At 65.6% G+C, this 15,028-nt stretch carries 12 protein-coding genes; all 12 read right to left on the bottom strand.

Translation table 11 applies throughout. From position 1 onward, the window contains the following. Nucleotides 1-7 precede the first annotated feature (7 nt). Complete coding sequence (locus AC1DEZ_RS02660) at nt 8-736, bottom strand: SDR family oxidoreductase (RefSeq protein WP_476778527.1); 729 nt, start codon at nt 734-736, stop codon at nt 8-10. After that, nucleotides 733-2,388 carry an FGGY-family carbohydrate kinase gene (locus AC1DEZ_RS02655; RefSeq protein WP_476778526.1) on the bottom strand — a complete coding sequence of 552 codons (1,656 nt, stop codon included), beginning with the start codon at nt 2,386-2,388 and terminating at the stop codon, nt 733-735. The genes AC1DEZ_RS02660 and AC1DEZ_RS02655 overlap by 4 nt, the downstream gene beginning before the upstream one ends. Nucleotide 2,389: 1 nt before the next feature. Next, nucleotides 2,390-3,829 (bottom strand): FAD-dependent oxidoreductase, encoded by a 1,440-nt coding sequence (locus AC1DEZ_RS02650; RefSeq protein ID WP_476778525.1) that lies wholly within the window; start codon nt 3,827-3,829, stop codon nt 2,390-2,392. A 75-nt stretch (nt 3,830-3,904) separates the two neighbouring features. After that, nucleotides 3,905-5,200: an ABC transporter substrate-binding protein gene (locus AC1DEZ_RS02645; protein WP_476778524.1), complete on the bottom strand. Its 1,296-nt coding sequence runs from the start codon at nt 5,198-5,200 to the stop codon at nt 3,905-3,907. A 24-nt stretch (nt 5,201-5,224) separates the two neighbouring features. Further along, nucleotides 5,225-6,058, bottom strand: a complete 834-nt coding sequence (locus AC1DEZ_RS02640) for a carbohydrate ABC transporter permease (RefSeq protein ID WP_476778523.1) — start codon at nt 6,056-6,058, stop codon at nt 5,225-5,227. Next, nucleotides 6,048-6,923 (bottom strand): carbohydrate ABC transporter permease, encoded by an 876-nt coding sequence (locus AC1DEZ_RS02635; RefSeq protein ID WP_476778522.1) that lies wholly within the window; start codon nt 6,921-6,923, stop codon nt 6,048-6,050. The genes AC1DEZ_RS02640 and AC1DEZ_RS02635 overlap by 11 nt, the downstream gene beginning before the upstream one ends. A gap of 79 nt (nt 6,924-7,002) precedes the next feature. After that, a complete protein-coding gene (locus AC1DEZ_RS02630) occupies nt 7,003-8,100 on the bottom strand; it encodes a LacI family DNA-binding transcriptional regulator (protein ID WP_476778521.1) in 1,098 nt (365 codons plus the stop codon). A gap of 401 nt (nt 8,101-8,501) precedes the next feature. Next, a complete protein-coding gene (locus AC1DEZ_RS02625) occupies nt 8,502-9,371 on the bottom strand; it encodes a hypothetical protein (protein WP_476778520.1) in 870 nt (289 codons plus the stop codon). Nucleotides 9,372-9,380: 9 nt separating this feature from the next. Then, the gene (locus AC1DEZ_RS02620) at nt 9,381-9,584 is read right to left on the bottom strand and encodes a hypothetical protein (protein ID WP_476778519.1); all 204 of its coding nucleotides are present in this window, start codon (nt 9,582-9,584) and stop codon (nt 9,381-9,383) included. Between the two features lie 98 nt (nt 9,585-9,682). Beyond that, a complete protein-coding gene (locus AC1DEZ_RS02615) occupies nt 9,683-12,091 on the bottom strand; it encodes a response regulator (RefSeq protein ID WP_476778518.1) in 2,409 nt (802 codons plus the stop codon). A gap of 85 nt (nt 12,092-12,176) precedes the next feature. Next, nucleotides 12,177-13,619 carry a UdgX family uracil-DNA binding protein gene (locus tag AC1DEZ_RS02610; RefSeq protein ID WP_476778517.1) on the bottom strand — a complete coding sequence of 481 codons (1,443 nt, stop codon included), beginning with the start codon at nt 13,617-13,619 and terminating at the stop codon, nt 12,177-12,179. After that, entirely contained in the window at nt 13,616-14,848 is a 1,233-nt protein-coding gene (locus tag AC1DEZ_RS02605) for a putative DNA modification/repair radical SAM protein (RefSeq protein WP_476778516.1), read from the bottom strand. Before AC1DEZ_RS02605 ends, AC1DEZ_RS02610 begins: the two co-directional genes overlap by 4 nt. Nucleotides 14,849-15,028: the final 180 nt, after the last annotated feature.

The following is a 15,028-nucleotide window of genomic DNA, read 5'->3' as shown; positions in this document are numbered from 1 at the left end:
CGTTCCCTTAGAGATCAGTGCTCTGGGGAAGAATGACGAGGTCGCGGATCGTGACGTTGCGCGGCCGCGTCAGCATGAAATGCACGGCTTCCGCCACCTCCTCGGCTTCGATCAACCCGCCGCGAGCGCGCTCGGCATCGAGCTTTTCCTGTGGCCAGTCAGCGATCAGCGCCGTCACCACCGGGCCAGGCAGGACCGCGCCGACGCGCAGGCCGTGCGGGATGACCTGGCGGCGCAGGGTATGGACGAAGGCCTGCACAGCGTGCTTCGAGGCCGTATAGACGGGCTCCCACACCACCGGAACGACCCCTGCCACCGAGCTGGTGACGAGGATGTCGCCGGTCTTGCGCGCGATCATGTGCGGCAGCACGGCATGGATACTGCGGAAGACCGCGTTGACGTTGAGGTTCAGCATGCGGTCCCAGGCATCGGGGTCGCCCTCGCTGACAGGGCCGCCGACATAGGCGCCGGCATTGGCATGGAAGATGTCGAGCGGGCCGGCCTTGTCGAGGATACCAGGCAGCATGCCGGCGACCGAGGTGGGATCGCTGAGGTCGACGACCAGCGGGATCGCCGCCGAGCCGAGGGGCTCGCAAACCTGCGCGAGAGCCTTGCTGTCGCGATCGACGAGGACGACGCGGGCACCGGCGGCGAGCAGCCGTTTCGCGCAGGCAAGGCCGATTCCCGAGGCTGCGCCGGTGATTGCGGCGACTTGTCCGGTCAGTTCCAGGGTCACGACGGGGTCTCCGATAAGGCTCGAGTGCGGGCGGGCGAGATGAGCTCGCGAGCCTGGCGCGCGGCCCCTTGCAGCGCTTCGAATGCAGTGAAGCGTCGATCGTGAATCCGTGCGATCTCAGCGCCGGCGGGGGTGAAGACGGCTGCACCCGGCGCCATGTCGGTCACGGCTTGCGCGAGGTCGGGGAACGCCCCGGCAGCGGTTGCGGCAAGCATGGCCGAGCCGAGCAGGACGGGGTCGACATCATCAGGCACCAGCACCGGCAGCCCGGCGCAATCAGCCAGGAGCTGCCGGATCAGGGGTTGGCGGCCGGCGCCGCCGCTGAGCACGATGGCCTCGACGACGGCGCCCTTCGCCCGGCTGGCCTCGACGATCTGGCGCAGGCCGTAGCCGATGCCGGTGAGCCCGGCGATATAGAGGGCGGCGAGATGATCGAGGTCGTGCTCCATGCCGAGCCCGGCGATCAGCGCGCGCGCATGCGGATCGGCATGGGGCGAGCGGTTGCCGAGGAAATCCGGCACGACGACGAGCCCCTCGGCGAGATGCACCGCGTCCGAGGGGCTGGCGACATGCTGCGCGACACGGGCGGCGAGCCAATCGGGGAGCGAGACGCCCTGCATCTCGGCCCAGTGCCGTGCCTCGGGCGTCACGGGATGGAAGTCGATGAGCTGCTCGATGGCGGCGCCTGCGCCGGATTGGCCACCCTCGCTCAGCCAAAGGCCCGGCGCCATCGCCGAGAAATACGGCCCCCAGATGCCGGGGATGAAGATCGGCTCGCGGCTGCTGGCCATGGTGCAGGCAGAAGTGCCGAAGACATAGGCCATGCGCGTCAGCGCCGTACCATGCGGCGAGCGCACACCGACCGAACCGACACCACCGGCATGGGCGTCGATCAACCCGGCCGCAACGGCAGTGCCGGCGTTCAGGCCGAGTTCGGCGGCGGCATGTTCGGTGAGCCCGTTGCCGAGTGCCGTGCCGCCCGGAACGATCTCGGTGCAGATCCGCTTGAATTCATCATCCGGGAGGTCACCGAGGCCGATCTGGCGGAAATAGCCGGCATCCCATCGCTCCTCATGGGCGAGATAGGTCCATTTGCAGGTCACGGTACAGGTCGAGCGCGCGAGCGAGCCGGTTGCGCGCCAGGTCAAGAAATCCGGCAGGTCGAAGAACTGCCAGGCCGCATCATAGGTCGCGGGCAGCTTCTCCTTGAGCCAGAGCAGCTTCGGCGTTTCCATCTCGGGCGAGATCGTGCCGCCGACATAGGCGAGAACGGGGTGGCGCGTGGCGTTGATGCGCTCGGTCTGGTCGATGGCGCGGTGATCCATCCAGACGATGATGTCACGGCGGCCATCGCCATGCGGCCCGACGGGGAGGGGCTTGCCGCCCGGCCCCAGCACGACCAGCGAGCAGGTCGCATCGAAGCCGATGCCGGCGATCGCGTTGGGACTAAGCCCGGTTTGCCCCATAGCCTCGCGCACACTGGCGCAGACGGCCTGCCAGATATCCGCGCTCGACTGCTCGGCGATATCAGGCCCGTCCCGGTAGAGCGCAATGTCGCGCTTGGCCGTCGCGACCATTCGCCCGTCCCGGTCGAAGATGCCGGCTCGGGCGCTGCCGGTGCCAACATCGATGCCGATGAAATGCCCGGTCATGTCAGGCCGCGGCACGGTTCGGGGGCCCGGCGCGGGTGCCGTCGGGATTGCGCAGATAGACCCCGCGCTCGAGCTGCTGGCGGCGCAGTTCCCCGACATCGATATCGGCCGGCGGCCGGTTGCCGCGCACCGAAATCTTGGCGGCGCGGCCGGCGGCCTCGCCCATCGCCATGCAGGTCGCCATGACGCGGATCGCGCCCATCGCCTCATGCGTCGCCGAGATGCTGCGCCCCGCCACCAGCAGATTGCCGATCTTCTGCGGCACCAGCGAGCGATAGGGAATGTCGTAGCAGTCGCCGCACCAGATCAGCGTGCAGCCGTCATCGGATGGGCGGTGGATGTCGATCGGGTAGCTGGCGACCGCAATGGCGTCGTCGAAATGCGTGCAGGCGAGCACATCCTCCTGCGTCATCACGTATTGGCCGAGGATGCGGCGCGTTTCGCGAATGCCGAGGAAGGGCGCCGTCTTGGTGAAATAGGCCTTCTCGAAGCCCGGCACGTAGTTCACGAGATAGGTGACGATGTCGTCGATCTGGGCGCGGCCCTCGATCTCGCCCTTGGTCAGGCTGCGGGCGTCGGTGCCATCAGTGCCCTTGACGCGGGTCATGTTGATCCAGACCTCGCCCTTCTTCAGGCCGGTGATGATGATCGTGCGCTCGTTCGGGATCTTCAGGCCGCGCTCAGCCTTGGCCTTGGCCATCAGCTCGCGCATGCCGACGACGATGAACTGGTGGTTCTGGCCGAAATATTCCGCCGGGATGAAATCGGTGAGATAGGTCCGCGCCGCCGGCGGGGCATTGGCGATCGAGAGCCTGAGCGCATCGGTATCGACGCCCGCCAGGCAGAACATCAGCGTCGGCGGCTGCATGCCGCCATCGGCATTGCCCTTCTCAGTGGGAACACCGGCGCTGTAGGCAACGTCGGCGTCGCCGCTGCAGTCGATCACGACCTTGGCGAGGATCGCGGTGCGGCCGCTCTTGCACTCGGTGATGACGCCGCGGATCGTGTCGTTCTCGACCAGTGCGCCGGCAAAGAAGGTGTAGAACAGCACGTCCACGCCGGCCTCGGTCAGCATTTCCAGCGCGACGGTCTTCACCGCCTCGGGCTCGACCAGCGTGATGCCCATGTGGAGCGGGCAGGGCCGGTGCTCGCTGGCGCCCTGGCGCTCCCGGCGCAGGCGCTCGATGAATTTCTGCGGCAGCCCATCGATGATCTGGTTGCCCTTCTGGCCGAGGAAACCGAGCACCGGCAGGCCGATCGTCATGTTGCCGCCGACGAAGCTGCGGCTTTCGATCAGCCCGACGCGCAGGCCGTCCTCGGCCGCCGCCAGTGCAGCGGTGATTCCAGATGGGCCGCCGCCGACGACGAGCACGTCGTACTCGGCCGAGACGGGGATGGAGCGGGCCGGCTCCTCGATGAAGCGGGGCGATGCGGTCGACATGACGATATGTCCTTCAGAGTTCGACGATGTGCGATGCGCCTGCGGGGCGCCTTGCCCCGCAGGTCGGAAGATCGATCAGGCCGGCATCATCGGCTTGACGCGCTCGATGATGGCGGAGACCGCATCCTTGACCGGCTTGCGGCCGAGCACGGCGAGCTGGACCTCCTCGAGGAAGGTCGCCTGCGCGCGGGCAGCTTCGGGGAAGGGTGGGAAGGCGCCGCGCGCCGTCGCCAGCACCTTCGCCTCGATTGCCGCGAGCGCGTTGCCGGCCTTCAGCTTCTCGTCGGCATAGGTCGAGACCCGCACCGGGCCGTTGCCGTTCATGGCCATGCCGAGCGTCACGCGCTTGCTCGAGACTTCCCTGATGAAGCTCCAGGCCAGCGCCTTGTCCTTGGCGTTCTTCGGGATCGACATCGCCCAGGCCTCGACGACCGAGGCCATCGGCATCTTGCCCTGGATCGCGGCAGAGCCGGGGAAGGGGACGGCCTTGATCTTGCCGGGGAATTTGCTTTGCTCGGCATTGTTGAGCTGCGCGCCACGGGCGAAGGGCAGCACGGTGAAGGCGGCGCGGCCCTGCTGGAGCCATGTGACCTGATCGTCGTTCTTGGTCGTGGCATAGCTGCGCGGCAGGCTGCCGGCCTCGAACATGCCACGCAGTGCCGCCAATCCCTGCTCCAGCGCCTCGCGGTTCGGCACCAGCTTGAGGTCGGGGCTGATGAAGTCGCCTCCATAGGCGCGGGCGAACATCACCGGGAAGACGGCGAGGTCGCTCGCCAGCACCATGCCGGTGACAGGCGTGCCGGCCTTGGAGGTGAAACTCGTCTTCTTCCCCTGCTCGATCAGCTCTTCCAAAGTCGTTGGCGGGGCGGAGATGCCGGCCTCCTCCAGCAGCGCCTCGTTGTAGAACAGGCCTTGCGTCGCATGGCGGACGGGGATGCCGATCAGCTTGCCGTCGACCGTCATACCTTGCACGAGGCCGGGCGCGATGTCGCCGAAATCCTCGATGGCGTCCTGCTTCTGATAGGCGTCGAGTGGCTCGAACAGCGCGGCGATCTGCGAGGTCGGTCGGTTGTCGATGAGATAGCCGACACCGTACTCGGTCTCCTTCAGGCTGGCCTCGCGGAAGAGCCGGTCCTGCAAAGGATTGGAGTCGAAGGTCGTGAAGGCGGTCTCGGCCTCGTTGGCCTTGCGCCAGCCGGCCATCAGGTCACCGTCGCCGCTGCCGAGCACGGTCTGGTGGACCTTGTGGCTGAGCACGTTCAGCGTCTTGCCGGCAGCGAGTGCCGGGGCGATTGCGAGCGCAGCGGCAGCACTTGCTGTGCTGGCGACGAAGGCACGGCGGGTGAGCTTGGTTTCAGGCTTGTTCGACATTTTTTCCTCCCTCTTTTTGGTTGGCTATCCCTTCGTCGAACCGGCTGTGAGTCCGGCCACGAGGTAGCGGTTCATGAAGACGACGAAGATGAGGACGGGCACGAGCTGCACCGTCGCGGCCGCGAAGAGGATCCCCCAGTCGACCCCATCGATGGAGCCGATCATCTCTGAGATCACGAGCGGGGCGGTCTTGGCCTTCGTCGCCGTGAAGATGAAGGCGAAGAGGAATTCGTTCCACGAGAACACGATGACGAAGACCGCGACCGCGAGCACGCCCGGCATCGCCAGCGGCATGATGACCTGGCGCAGGATGGTCATGCGGCTGGCGCCGTCGATGGAAGCCGCTTCGTCCAACTCGCGCGGGATCTGGTCCATGAATGTGCGCATCAGCACCGTGCCCAGCGAGACGAAGAAGGTCGCGTAGAGCAGGATCAACACGAGATGAGTGTCGCTGAGCCCGAGCCAGTTCACGATCGGGAAGAGCGGCAGCGTCACTACGATCGGCGGGATCAGTCTGACGATGATCAGGCCGCCCATGCTGGCGTTGAGCCAGCGGCCGGAATTCCGCGAATAAAAATAGCCGGCGCAGGCGCTGGCGACGATGGCGAGCAGCGTCGCGCCGACCGTGATCAGCAGGCTGTTGAGCAGCCCCTCGAAGAACACGCCCCACGAACGCCAGAGCTCGACGTAGTGCTTGAAGGTCGGCGTGAACAGCCATTTCGGCGGCACGGCGAAGATGTCCTGCCCCGGCTTCAGCGACGACAGGGCGATGAACAGGATCGGGAACAGCGACCAGAACAGGATCGCGGCGACGGCGAGCGCCTTGCCGCCACCGATGAGGAGACGCTCAGTGCGCATGAGCCACGCCTCCGCGCTTGAGCATGAAGACGTAGGCGCCGGCGAGCAGGAGCGAGATCACGACCATGATCCAGGCGGTCGCCGCGGCCGAGCCGAAGGCGTTGAAGCTGAAGGCCTCCTGATAAAGGTAGATCGCGACCACCTCGGTCGAGCGCGCCGGGCCGCCCTTGGTCAGCAGCCAGGCCTCCGAGAACAGGCGGAAGGCGAAGATGTAGCGGAAAAGCAGGGCGATCAGCATGGCAGGGCCGAGCAGCGGCAGCGTCACGCGGCGAAAGGCTTGCCAACGGGTCGCGCCGTCGATCCTGGCGGCTTCGTAGAGCTCGGCGGGGATGGCGAGGCGGGCCGCATAGACGATGACGAAGGTGAAGGGCAGGTGCAGCCAGATCGTCAGCAGGCCGATCAGGATCATCGCGTGCGACGGCTCGAAGGACCAATCGAGCGTCGGCAGGCTAAGTGCCCGGAGAGCGAGCGTGACCGGCCCGGCATCGGGATCGAACAGGAAGCGCCACATCACCACCGCGGTGACCTCGCTGACGGCATAGGGCGCGAGCACGGCGACAAGCAGGAAGCGCCGAAAGGGCAGGCCGCTGGCGAAGAGCAGGGCCATGCCGAGGCCGACAGCGAGTTCCAGGTGTACGGCCACGACGACGAGGACGACCGTATTGAACAATGCGCTGTGGAAGGCGGGATCGGTGAGGACACGCCAGTAGTTCTGCAGGCCGACGAAGCTCGGCGCCTGGCCGAAGCTCGAGGTGTTCAGGCTCAACCAGACGACATAGAGCGACGGCAGCACGATCACGCTCAGGACGAGCAGATGCACCGGCGCAAGCAGCGGCAATATCCGTGCCGTTCTCTGTAGTTGCACGCGTTTCCTCCAGAACTTCTTTCGCTCCGGGCTCTGTCGGCCCGGTGGCTCGGACGGGGGCGTCCGCAGTGGATGTCGGTCAGTGCACCGGCTTGGGCGAGGCGGTCGGTCCCTCCGTGTCCGGAAGTGGATCGGGAGCGCCGGCGTGGCCGCCAGCCGCCGCGATGGTGGTGAGATCGCGCACGGAGCCGCGGAGCTGGAGGCTGGCTTGCAGCACCGAATGCCCGGGGGGCGCCTGGTCTCCGGACATGCGTGCACGCAGGCGCCGCCAGGCGACTGCGGCGATCTCGTCAATCGGCTGGCGGATCGCGGTGAGGCCGGTCTTGCGGGCGCTCATCCAGGGATAGTCGTCGAAGCCGACGACCGAGACGGGGTCGGGGATATCGACCCGCAGCCGCGCCAGCGCCGAAAGCGTGCTCAACGTGGTGACGTTGGTGAGTGCGATGACGGCGCTCGGTTGCGCATGCCGTTCGAGCCAGTGGAGGAAAGCCGTGGCGCCGCGGTCGGCGTTCGAGCCGAGTTCGACGACCGTCGGCTCTCGGCCAAGCGCGCTCCCGATCAGGTCGCAGGCGCCGCGGACACGCTCGCGGATCGGCGAAATGCCGAGGCTGGAGGCGGCGACGAGAATATCGCGATGTCCCTTTGCGAGGAGATGCCGCGCCGCGATCTCGCCCGCCTCGCGGTTGTCGATCGCCACGGTATCGACGACCGATCCCTCTGGCTGTACGCGGTCGGCGAAGACGATCGGCAGCCGGCCGACCTCATTGCGCAGCACTTCCGGAACCGCATCGGAGCAGGGGACTGCGATCAGCCCTGACGGGCGCCAGGCCAACAGGGTGCGCAGGCGCGACTGCTCCAGCCCGAGATCGTCGCGGGAGCTCGCGACAAGAATGTCGTAGCCGTCTTTCTGCGCGAGAACTTCAAGCTGCGAGACCAGCGAAGTGAAGAAGACGTCGTCGAGATCGGGCACGAGCACGCCGACCACGCGGGCCTGGCCCGAGCGCAATTGCGATGCTGCCCGGTCGACCTGATAGGCGAGTTCTTCCGCGGCCTTCAGCACGCGCTCGCGCAGATCGGCATTCACCGGCTTGTTGCCGCTGAAGACGTTCGAGACGGTCGCGATGGACACGCCAGCGCGAGCTGCCACCTCCCGGATCGTTACGCGCCCACCTTGCATCCGCGCCCCGTTAAACGTTTTACAGTAAAACGTTTAACGGGTCCGGTGCTCGACTGCAAGAGCGTTTTCGCTGCAGTCGGTGAGATCGCGGTCAGATGCGATGCCGACTACGATGTGCGCCTGGTCCAGGATTGCTGCTACGATCCTGATGGGGACGCGCACGAGGCCCTGTTTCGCTCGGGGGTTCGGAGGGCGCGTGCAGGTGGTGAGCGGGACAGGCTGACGCCAGGGTCTGTACTCAACTGACGTGAGGTGCGATTTGGGTCAAGCTGGTTGGAGGCTCGATCGTCGCATACCCTTGCCGGGGTGCCGCTGGACCAGCGCCGCCGCGATCCGATCGTCTCGGTGACACGAAAAAGTGCCCGGCCCACCGAAGTGGAGCCGGGCCGTGCTGCGATTAATCAGGGCGTCGGTTCGACACGCAGGTTCTGGTCCCGGTGTTCGCCGCCGAGCGTCGCCGCCCAGGCCGCGGCCGCCGCTCCCACCAACAAGGCAGCCGCGGTCAGGAACGCGGTCAGAACCGCGATCTTTCGCGCGTGCTCCGCCACCTGCTTGGCCGTTTCCTTGGCCTGCGAGAGCCGGGTATAGGCATCGTCGATGCGCTTTTGCGCATCCTGCTCGCTGATGCCCGACCGCGCGGCCAGCCGCGATGCCAGATAGTCCCGGTCGCTCGGCTCGATCTTGCCGTTCTTGAGCGCGTTGACGAATATCCGGGAGGCTTCGTCGCGCTCCTGGGCCGTCGGCTGCTGCTGACTGTTGGCGCGCATGACGTTGTCGAGCGCCATCGCGAGCGGATCGACATTCTGGGACACCAGCGATCCCACGCCCGAGCTTGCGCTGGCGATGCCACTGGCGGCCGTCTTGGCGGCTCCGAACAGCGAGGAGGTCGCGACGAAGGTGATCAGGAGCGCGCCCGTCGCCCAGACGAGCAGGCCATGGGTGGCGTCGCGCACCTTGCGCTCGTCGCCGTTGGCGTCGAAGCTCGGCTGGCGCATGCGGCCGGCGAGATAGCCGCCGGCCATCGTCGCCGAAGCCATGACCCAAAGTGCCCAGAGCGCTGCTGCGACCGCCAGAGCGGTGGCACTGGAGCTCTTCTCGAAATCGGCGGAGACCATCGAGAGGCCGATCGCCGAGCCGAAGACCGTCATGATGGTCGAGATGGCAGTTGCGATCACCGCGCCGCCGATGATCGGCCCCCACTGCACATAGGAGCGGTTCTCCTTGTTGACGGTCACGGGGGCAACGACGACGTCCGTTCCAGACATGGACATGGCGAATTCCTATCGAAGACCGAGGAACGACAGGATGGCCATGATGACCACCACAAGACCGACGAGATAAATGATGCCATCCATGAACCCCTCCTGCTGGCGAGCGAAAGTGAGGGCGAAACGGTTGGCGCTGCGGATAGGTTCCGGAAGAACGCGCTTTGGAAGGATTGTCGGGTGGTCGACGAGCCGTGGCGCATCGCGCTGTATCGCCATCGACGCCAGGGCCCTTGCCCGAGACCCGCCATCTCTCGACGTTCAGGCCCAAGAATTTGCATATTAGATTTGATCGCTGCGCCGATCACGGCGCAGATCTATGTGCCCCGCGCCCGTGCGATCGCATTGATGATTGCTGATGGACTGTAGGGCTTGGACACGACCACTTCGCCATTGGCGCCCACCTCCGAGATGTCGCCTGTCGCAAACACCACGCAGAGCGAGCTGATCTGCTCTCTCGCCTCTCGAGCGAGTTCGACGCCCGACGCGCCGGGCAGCTTCACATCGGTTACGAGCACATCGACCGGACGATCCTGCAGAATGGACAGGGCCTCTTCGGCACTGCTCGCCTCCAGAATCGAGAAGCCAGCATCCTCGAGGATGTCGGAGGTGTTCATGCGGATCAGCGCGTCGTCCTCGACGATCAGGACGCTCGCAGGTTTCGGTGCGGCAGGTTCTGCTCCGCCGCCCTCACGTGGCGCCTGATCCGTCTTTTGGGGAGTACGTGCCTTCTGGCTCGACAGCACCAGGCGGATCTTTCGCGCCAATGCTTCCCGCGTATACGGCTTGGACAGGAGCTCCACGCCCGCATCCAGACGGCCACCATGAACGATGGAGTTCTCCGTGTAGCCCGACGTGAACAGCACGGCGAGATGCGGAAGGCGTTCGCGCGCGAGCCTGGCGAGCTCGGGGCTCTTCAATTGTCCGGGCATCACCACATCGGTGAACAGCAGATCGATGGGGACGCCGCTTTCGATGACGTGAAGCGCGCTTGTCGCGTCGCTGGCCCGCAAAACGCGATAGCCGAGATCGGTCAGCAGCTCGATCACCGTGCCGCGAACCTGCTCGTCATCCTCGACCACCAGAACCGTCTCGGTGCCCCCGGCAATCGGGCTGTTGTCGACGGCCGTTTCGACGGCCTCCTTCTGGAACGATCGGGGCAGGTAGAGCCTGACCGTGGTTCCGTGATCGAGTTCCGAATAGATTTTGACGTGGCCGCCAGACTGCTTGACGAAGCCATAGACCATCGAGAGGCCGAGCCCGGTGCCTTTTCCCTCCGGCTTCGTCGAGAAAAACGGGTCGAAGGCTTTCGCCAACACCTCGGGAGACATCCCGGAGCCGGTGTCGCTCACGGCGAGCATGACATACTGACCTGCCGCCACGTCGCGGTGCCTGGCGGCGTAGCTGTCATCGAGATGCGCATTGGCGAGGTCGATCGTCAGCTTCCCCGAACCGTTCATGGCATCGCGGGCGTTGATCGCCAGGTTGAGCAGCGCGTTCTCGACCTGCGTCGGGTCGATCAGGGAATTCCACAGCCCTCCGCCCACGACCGTCTCCACCTCGATGCCCTCGCCGAGGGTGCGGCTGAGCATGTCGTCCATGCCGCGAACGAGACGCCCGAGATTGACCACCTTGGGTTCGAGCGGCTGCCGCCGGCCGAAAGCGAGCAATTGCGAAGCGAGCTTCGAACCGCGGGCAACGCCCGTCATGGCATTGGCGATGCGGCGCTCGGCCTTTTCGTCCCCGGCGACATCCTTGGCCAGGAGCTGCAAGTTGCCCGAAATCACCTGCAGCAGATTGTTGAAGTCATGCGCCACCCCGCCGGTCAGCTGGCCGATCGCCTCCATTTTCTGGCTGTGGCGCAAGGCCTCTTCCGCAGCGATCAGCTTCTGCGTGCGTTCCGCAACAATCTGTTCGAGCGTCTCGTTCAGCTTGGCCAAAGCCAGCTCGGCCTGGCGACGCGCCGTAATATCCTGAAAGAGAACCGCGACCTGTCGTTTGCTAGCCGGCTCGATCCGGATCGCTGCCAGCTCCAGGAAGCGTCCGGTGGCGACGAGCTCCTGCTGAAAGCGAATGGGCGTGCCCGTTCGGAGGACGGCGCCATAGCGCTCCACCCATGCATCGGCTTCAGCTCCGACCATCTCGCGCAGCTTCTGACCGACGACATTTGGAATCCCGGCATGCCGGGCATAGGCGGCATTAGCCTCGATATGAATGTAGTCGCTGTCGGGCCCGTGCGGTCCATCGAAGAACTCGATGATGCAGAAGCCTTCGTCGATCGCGTCGAAAAGGCCCTTGTAGAGGGCAGTGCTCTCGGACAGAAGGCGCTCGGCCAGGCTTCGCTCCGTCGTGTCGCTTCCCTGCACGAAAATGCCGGTCACATTGCCCTGCGGACCGACGAGCGGCTGATAGACGAAATCGAGAAAACGCTCCGAAATCGGGCCGCCAGGCCGAGCCTGAATCACGAATCTTGCGCCAGACGCCGTATACGCCTTGCCCGATCGATAAACCGCGTCGAGGATCCGGACGAAGCCTTGCGCGTCCGCTTCGGGAAGCGCTTCGGCGACGGTCTTGCCGATAAGATCGCGACCACCCGCCAATTCCAGATAGCTCGGATTCGCCAGCTGAAAGCGATGGTCCGGCCCCTGCAGCAGCGCCATGAAGGTCGGCGCCTGATCGAACATCTCGGAGAGGAGCGAGGCGATATTGACGTCGCTGGCGGGCAAGGCCGTTTTCCTGAAAGCAGAGTGGTTGATCGGTCGTACGGTATCTGCGAGCCCCGGCAAAGCGCCTCAGCCCGATCGAGATAGTCTAGTGCCGGAGTATCCGTTGCCCGACACGCTCCAGATCGGCAACGAAGCGCGCATACTCACGAGATCGGGCTTCCTCATCCGGCAGGCGGAGAAGAAAGGACGGATGAACGGTCGCCAGCAGCGGCGTGCCGTCTTGAAGCGCGATCTCGCGATCCCGGGCGCTCGCCAGCGAGCCGGCATGCCCCGTTAGCGATCGCAGAGCCGTAGCGCCCAGCGCCACGACGAGCGGGGGCTTCACGAACTGCAATTCGAGATCGAGCCAGAAGCGGCAAGCGCTGATCTCCGCGACATTGGGCTTCTCGTGAATGCGGCGCTTGCCGCGCAGCTGGAATTTGAAGTGCTTCACCGCATTGGTGACGTAGGCGCGGCTCCGATCAAGGCCCGCCTCGCGCATCGCCCGATCGAACAACTGCCCCGCTGGCCCGACGAACGGACGACCCGCAAGGTCCTCCTGGTCACCCGGCTGCTCTCCGACGAAGAGGACGGGCGCGTCCAGCGGGCCTTCGCCGAAAACCGTTTGCGTGGCGTTGCAATGAAGATCGCAGCGCCTGCATCGTTGCGCCGCCATGGCTGCTTCTTGCCAGGACGTGATGGCCGTCTCGTCGGGGGAGAGCTCGGGCCGGCGCCGAAGCTGCCTGACATGTCGTTCGGGTGGCTGCGTCGGGGCGCGCATGACCATATCCTCTGCTAGCCGGGTTGCGCTTGCGATCAGAGGCACAATCAGTTCGGCCTCGGGTAGGTTCCGCCAGTATTTTGCCGGCATCTCGCTTTTCATCGCTTGCGGCTTGAGGCGGGCCGGGTTGAAGATATTGGCGTAGTAGGTGAGCCAGTAGGTCTCCATGGCATCGCCGTCCGGAGCGTCGGCTTTGCAGGCGGCTGCGCCGAGTTGCAGGACCGTGCCATCCCAATGCAGCGATCCCTGCGGCGTCATGATCGACCAGATCATCGTGCCGAAGCGCGCCGTGAAGAATGCCGCCGCCCGTTCGAGGATGAAGTGCTCCGGCTCGAACCAGGCGATGAAGGGTCCGTTCTCGCCCGCACCCGATACGGCGCGGAAGCGCACGAAGGCCGTCATCTTGTGCAGGTCACGACGAACCGAACGGGCCATCGCGTCGGCGCGCGCGACATCGGGATCGACACTGTCTTCCAGCAGCCGCGGCTCTCGCTGCAGGCGTAACAGCAGGCGGTGAAGCAGGGCGAAACGCCCGGCATCCCGATGGCAGATGACACTCTCGGCAAGCTCAATGAAGCGGCGGGGTACGGTAAGCGCGGCAGATTCGGCATCGGCCGGCGGGATGCGCTCCGTCGCGAACAAGTCGGCACCGTCTTCACCCGTCAGCCAAGCGACGGCCTCCGGCCGGATGCCAGCAAGCGCCAGCCGGCGCGCCTCGCGGCGCCATCCCGCAAAGTCGGCAGGCCCGTTCAGCCGGGCCGCGATCACGGGAACAGCGTCAGCTGCCGCGGCGGCGGCATCAACCGGGCGCGCAGATTGGGGTCTTCGAGCGCGCTGCTCGGTTGCCAGCCCTCCGCCAGGATGAAATACCGGACCGTCGCGAGCGAACGCGTCAGCCGCGCGACATCCTCCAGCCGCAGCCGGCGGAAACGGCGCGAGGCCAGTATGCGATCGACACTGCGCGCGCCGAGCCCCGGCACGCGCAGCAAGGTTTCGCGGCCGGCCCGGTTCACATCGACGGGGAAGCGGCCGCGTTCGCGCAGCGCCCAGGCAAGCTTCGGGTCGATATCGAGATCAAGCATCTCGCTGCGCCCGAGGATTTCTTCGGTCTCGAAGCCATAGAAGCGCGTCAGCCAATCGGCCTGATAGAGCCGATGCTCGCGCATCAGGGGCGGCGGCTGGAGCGGCAATTGGCGCGAGGCGTCCGGGATCGGGCTGAAGGCCGAATAATAGACGCGCTTCAGGCCGAAGCTGCCATAAAGCCAGGCGCTGCGCTTCAGGATGGCGGCGTCGCTCGCGCCGTCGGCGCCGACGATCATCTGCGTGCTTTGCCCGGCAGGCGAGAAGGCCGGGGCCTTCGTACCCTTGTCGCGCTGCTCGCGGGCTTCGTCGATCTTCAGCTTGAGGCCGCCCATCGCGCTCTTGATCTCGGCCGCGCGCTTTTCGGGGGCGAAGCGCGTCAAAGCCGCCTCGCTCGGCAATTCGACATTGATCGACACCCGGTCGGCGAAAAGCCCGGCGCGCTCGATCAGATCGCGGCTCGCGCCGGGGATCAGCTTGAGATGGATATAGCCGCGGAACGCATGGCGCCGGCGCAGTGTTTCGGCAACGCGGATCAGTTCCGCCATCGTGTAATCGGCCGAGCGGATGATGCCCGAGGACAGAAAGAGACCTTCGATATAATTGCGGCGGTAGAAATTCAGGGTCAGCGCGACGACTTCCTCGACCGAAAAGCGGGCGCGGCGGACATTGCTCGACGAACGGTTGATGCAGAAGACGCAGTCGAAGCTGCAGAAATTCGTCAGCAGGATCTTGAGCAGCGAGATGCAGCGGCCGTCGGGCGCGTAGGAGTGGCAGATGCCGGAACCCGTGGTCGAGCCCAGGCCCTTCCCGTCACGCGAATCCCGTTTGGTGGTGCTGCTCGATGCGCAGGAAGCGTCATATTTCGCGGCGTCGCTGAGGATTTCGAGCTTCTCCAGAACCGAAAGCTGCGCCATCGTCTTTCCTTTCGTTCCCTATATGTTCTTAGCGTGCCCCGAATCTGGATTCAAGCCAACCTGGCGGATGATCGTATCGCTGGATCGGGGCAGCCAAACAAATCAGCATTGAAGGCAGCGCCGCATCCGCGGATTTTGCATTATGGCGGTATCGATACGGTACGATTCTGGATGCTCGCG

The organism is Allobosea sp. 10L422, from assembly GCF_056395345.1.
The sequence above is the reverse complement of the archived record's forward strand: the minus strand, read 5'-3'. Positions and strand labels throughout refer to the sequence as shown.

Coding starts and splice junctions, on each gene's coding strand:
- AC1DEZ_RS02655 (WP_476778526.1), bottom strand. CDS start 2,388: ATGACCGGGCATTTCATCGGCATCGATGTTGGCACCGGCAGCGCCCGA.
- AC1DEZ_RS02650 (WP_476778525.1), bottom strand. CDS start 3,829: ATGTCGACCGCATCGCCCCGCTTCATCGAGGAGCCGGCCCGCTCCATC.
- AC1DEZ_RS02645 (WP_476778524.1), bottom strand. CDS start 5,200: ATGTCGAACAAGCCTGAAACCAAGCTCACCCGCCGTGCCTTCGTCGCC.
- AC1DEZ_RS02640 (WP_476778523.1), bottom strand. CDS start 6,058: ATGCGCACTGAGCGTCTCCTCATCGGTGGCGGCAAGGCGCTCGCCGTC.
- AC1DEZ_RS02630 (WP_476778521.1), bottom strand. CDS start 8,100: ATGCAAGGTGGGCGCGTAACGATCCGGGAGGTGGCAGCTCGCGCTGGC.
- AC1DEZ_RS02625 (WP_476778520.1), bottom strand. CDS start 9,371: ATGTCCATGTCTGGAACGGACGTCGTCGTTGCCCCCGTGACCGTCAAC.
- AC1DEZ_RS02620 (WP_476778519.1), bottom strand. CDS start 9,584: ATGGCGATACAGCGCGATGCGCCACGGCTCGTCGACCACCCGACAATC.
- AC1DEZ_RS02605 (WP_476778516.1), bottom strand. CDS start 14,848: ATGGCGCAGCTTTCGGTTCTGGAGAAGCTCGAAATCCTCAGCGACGCC.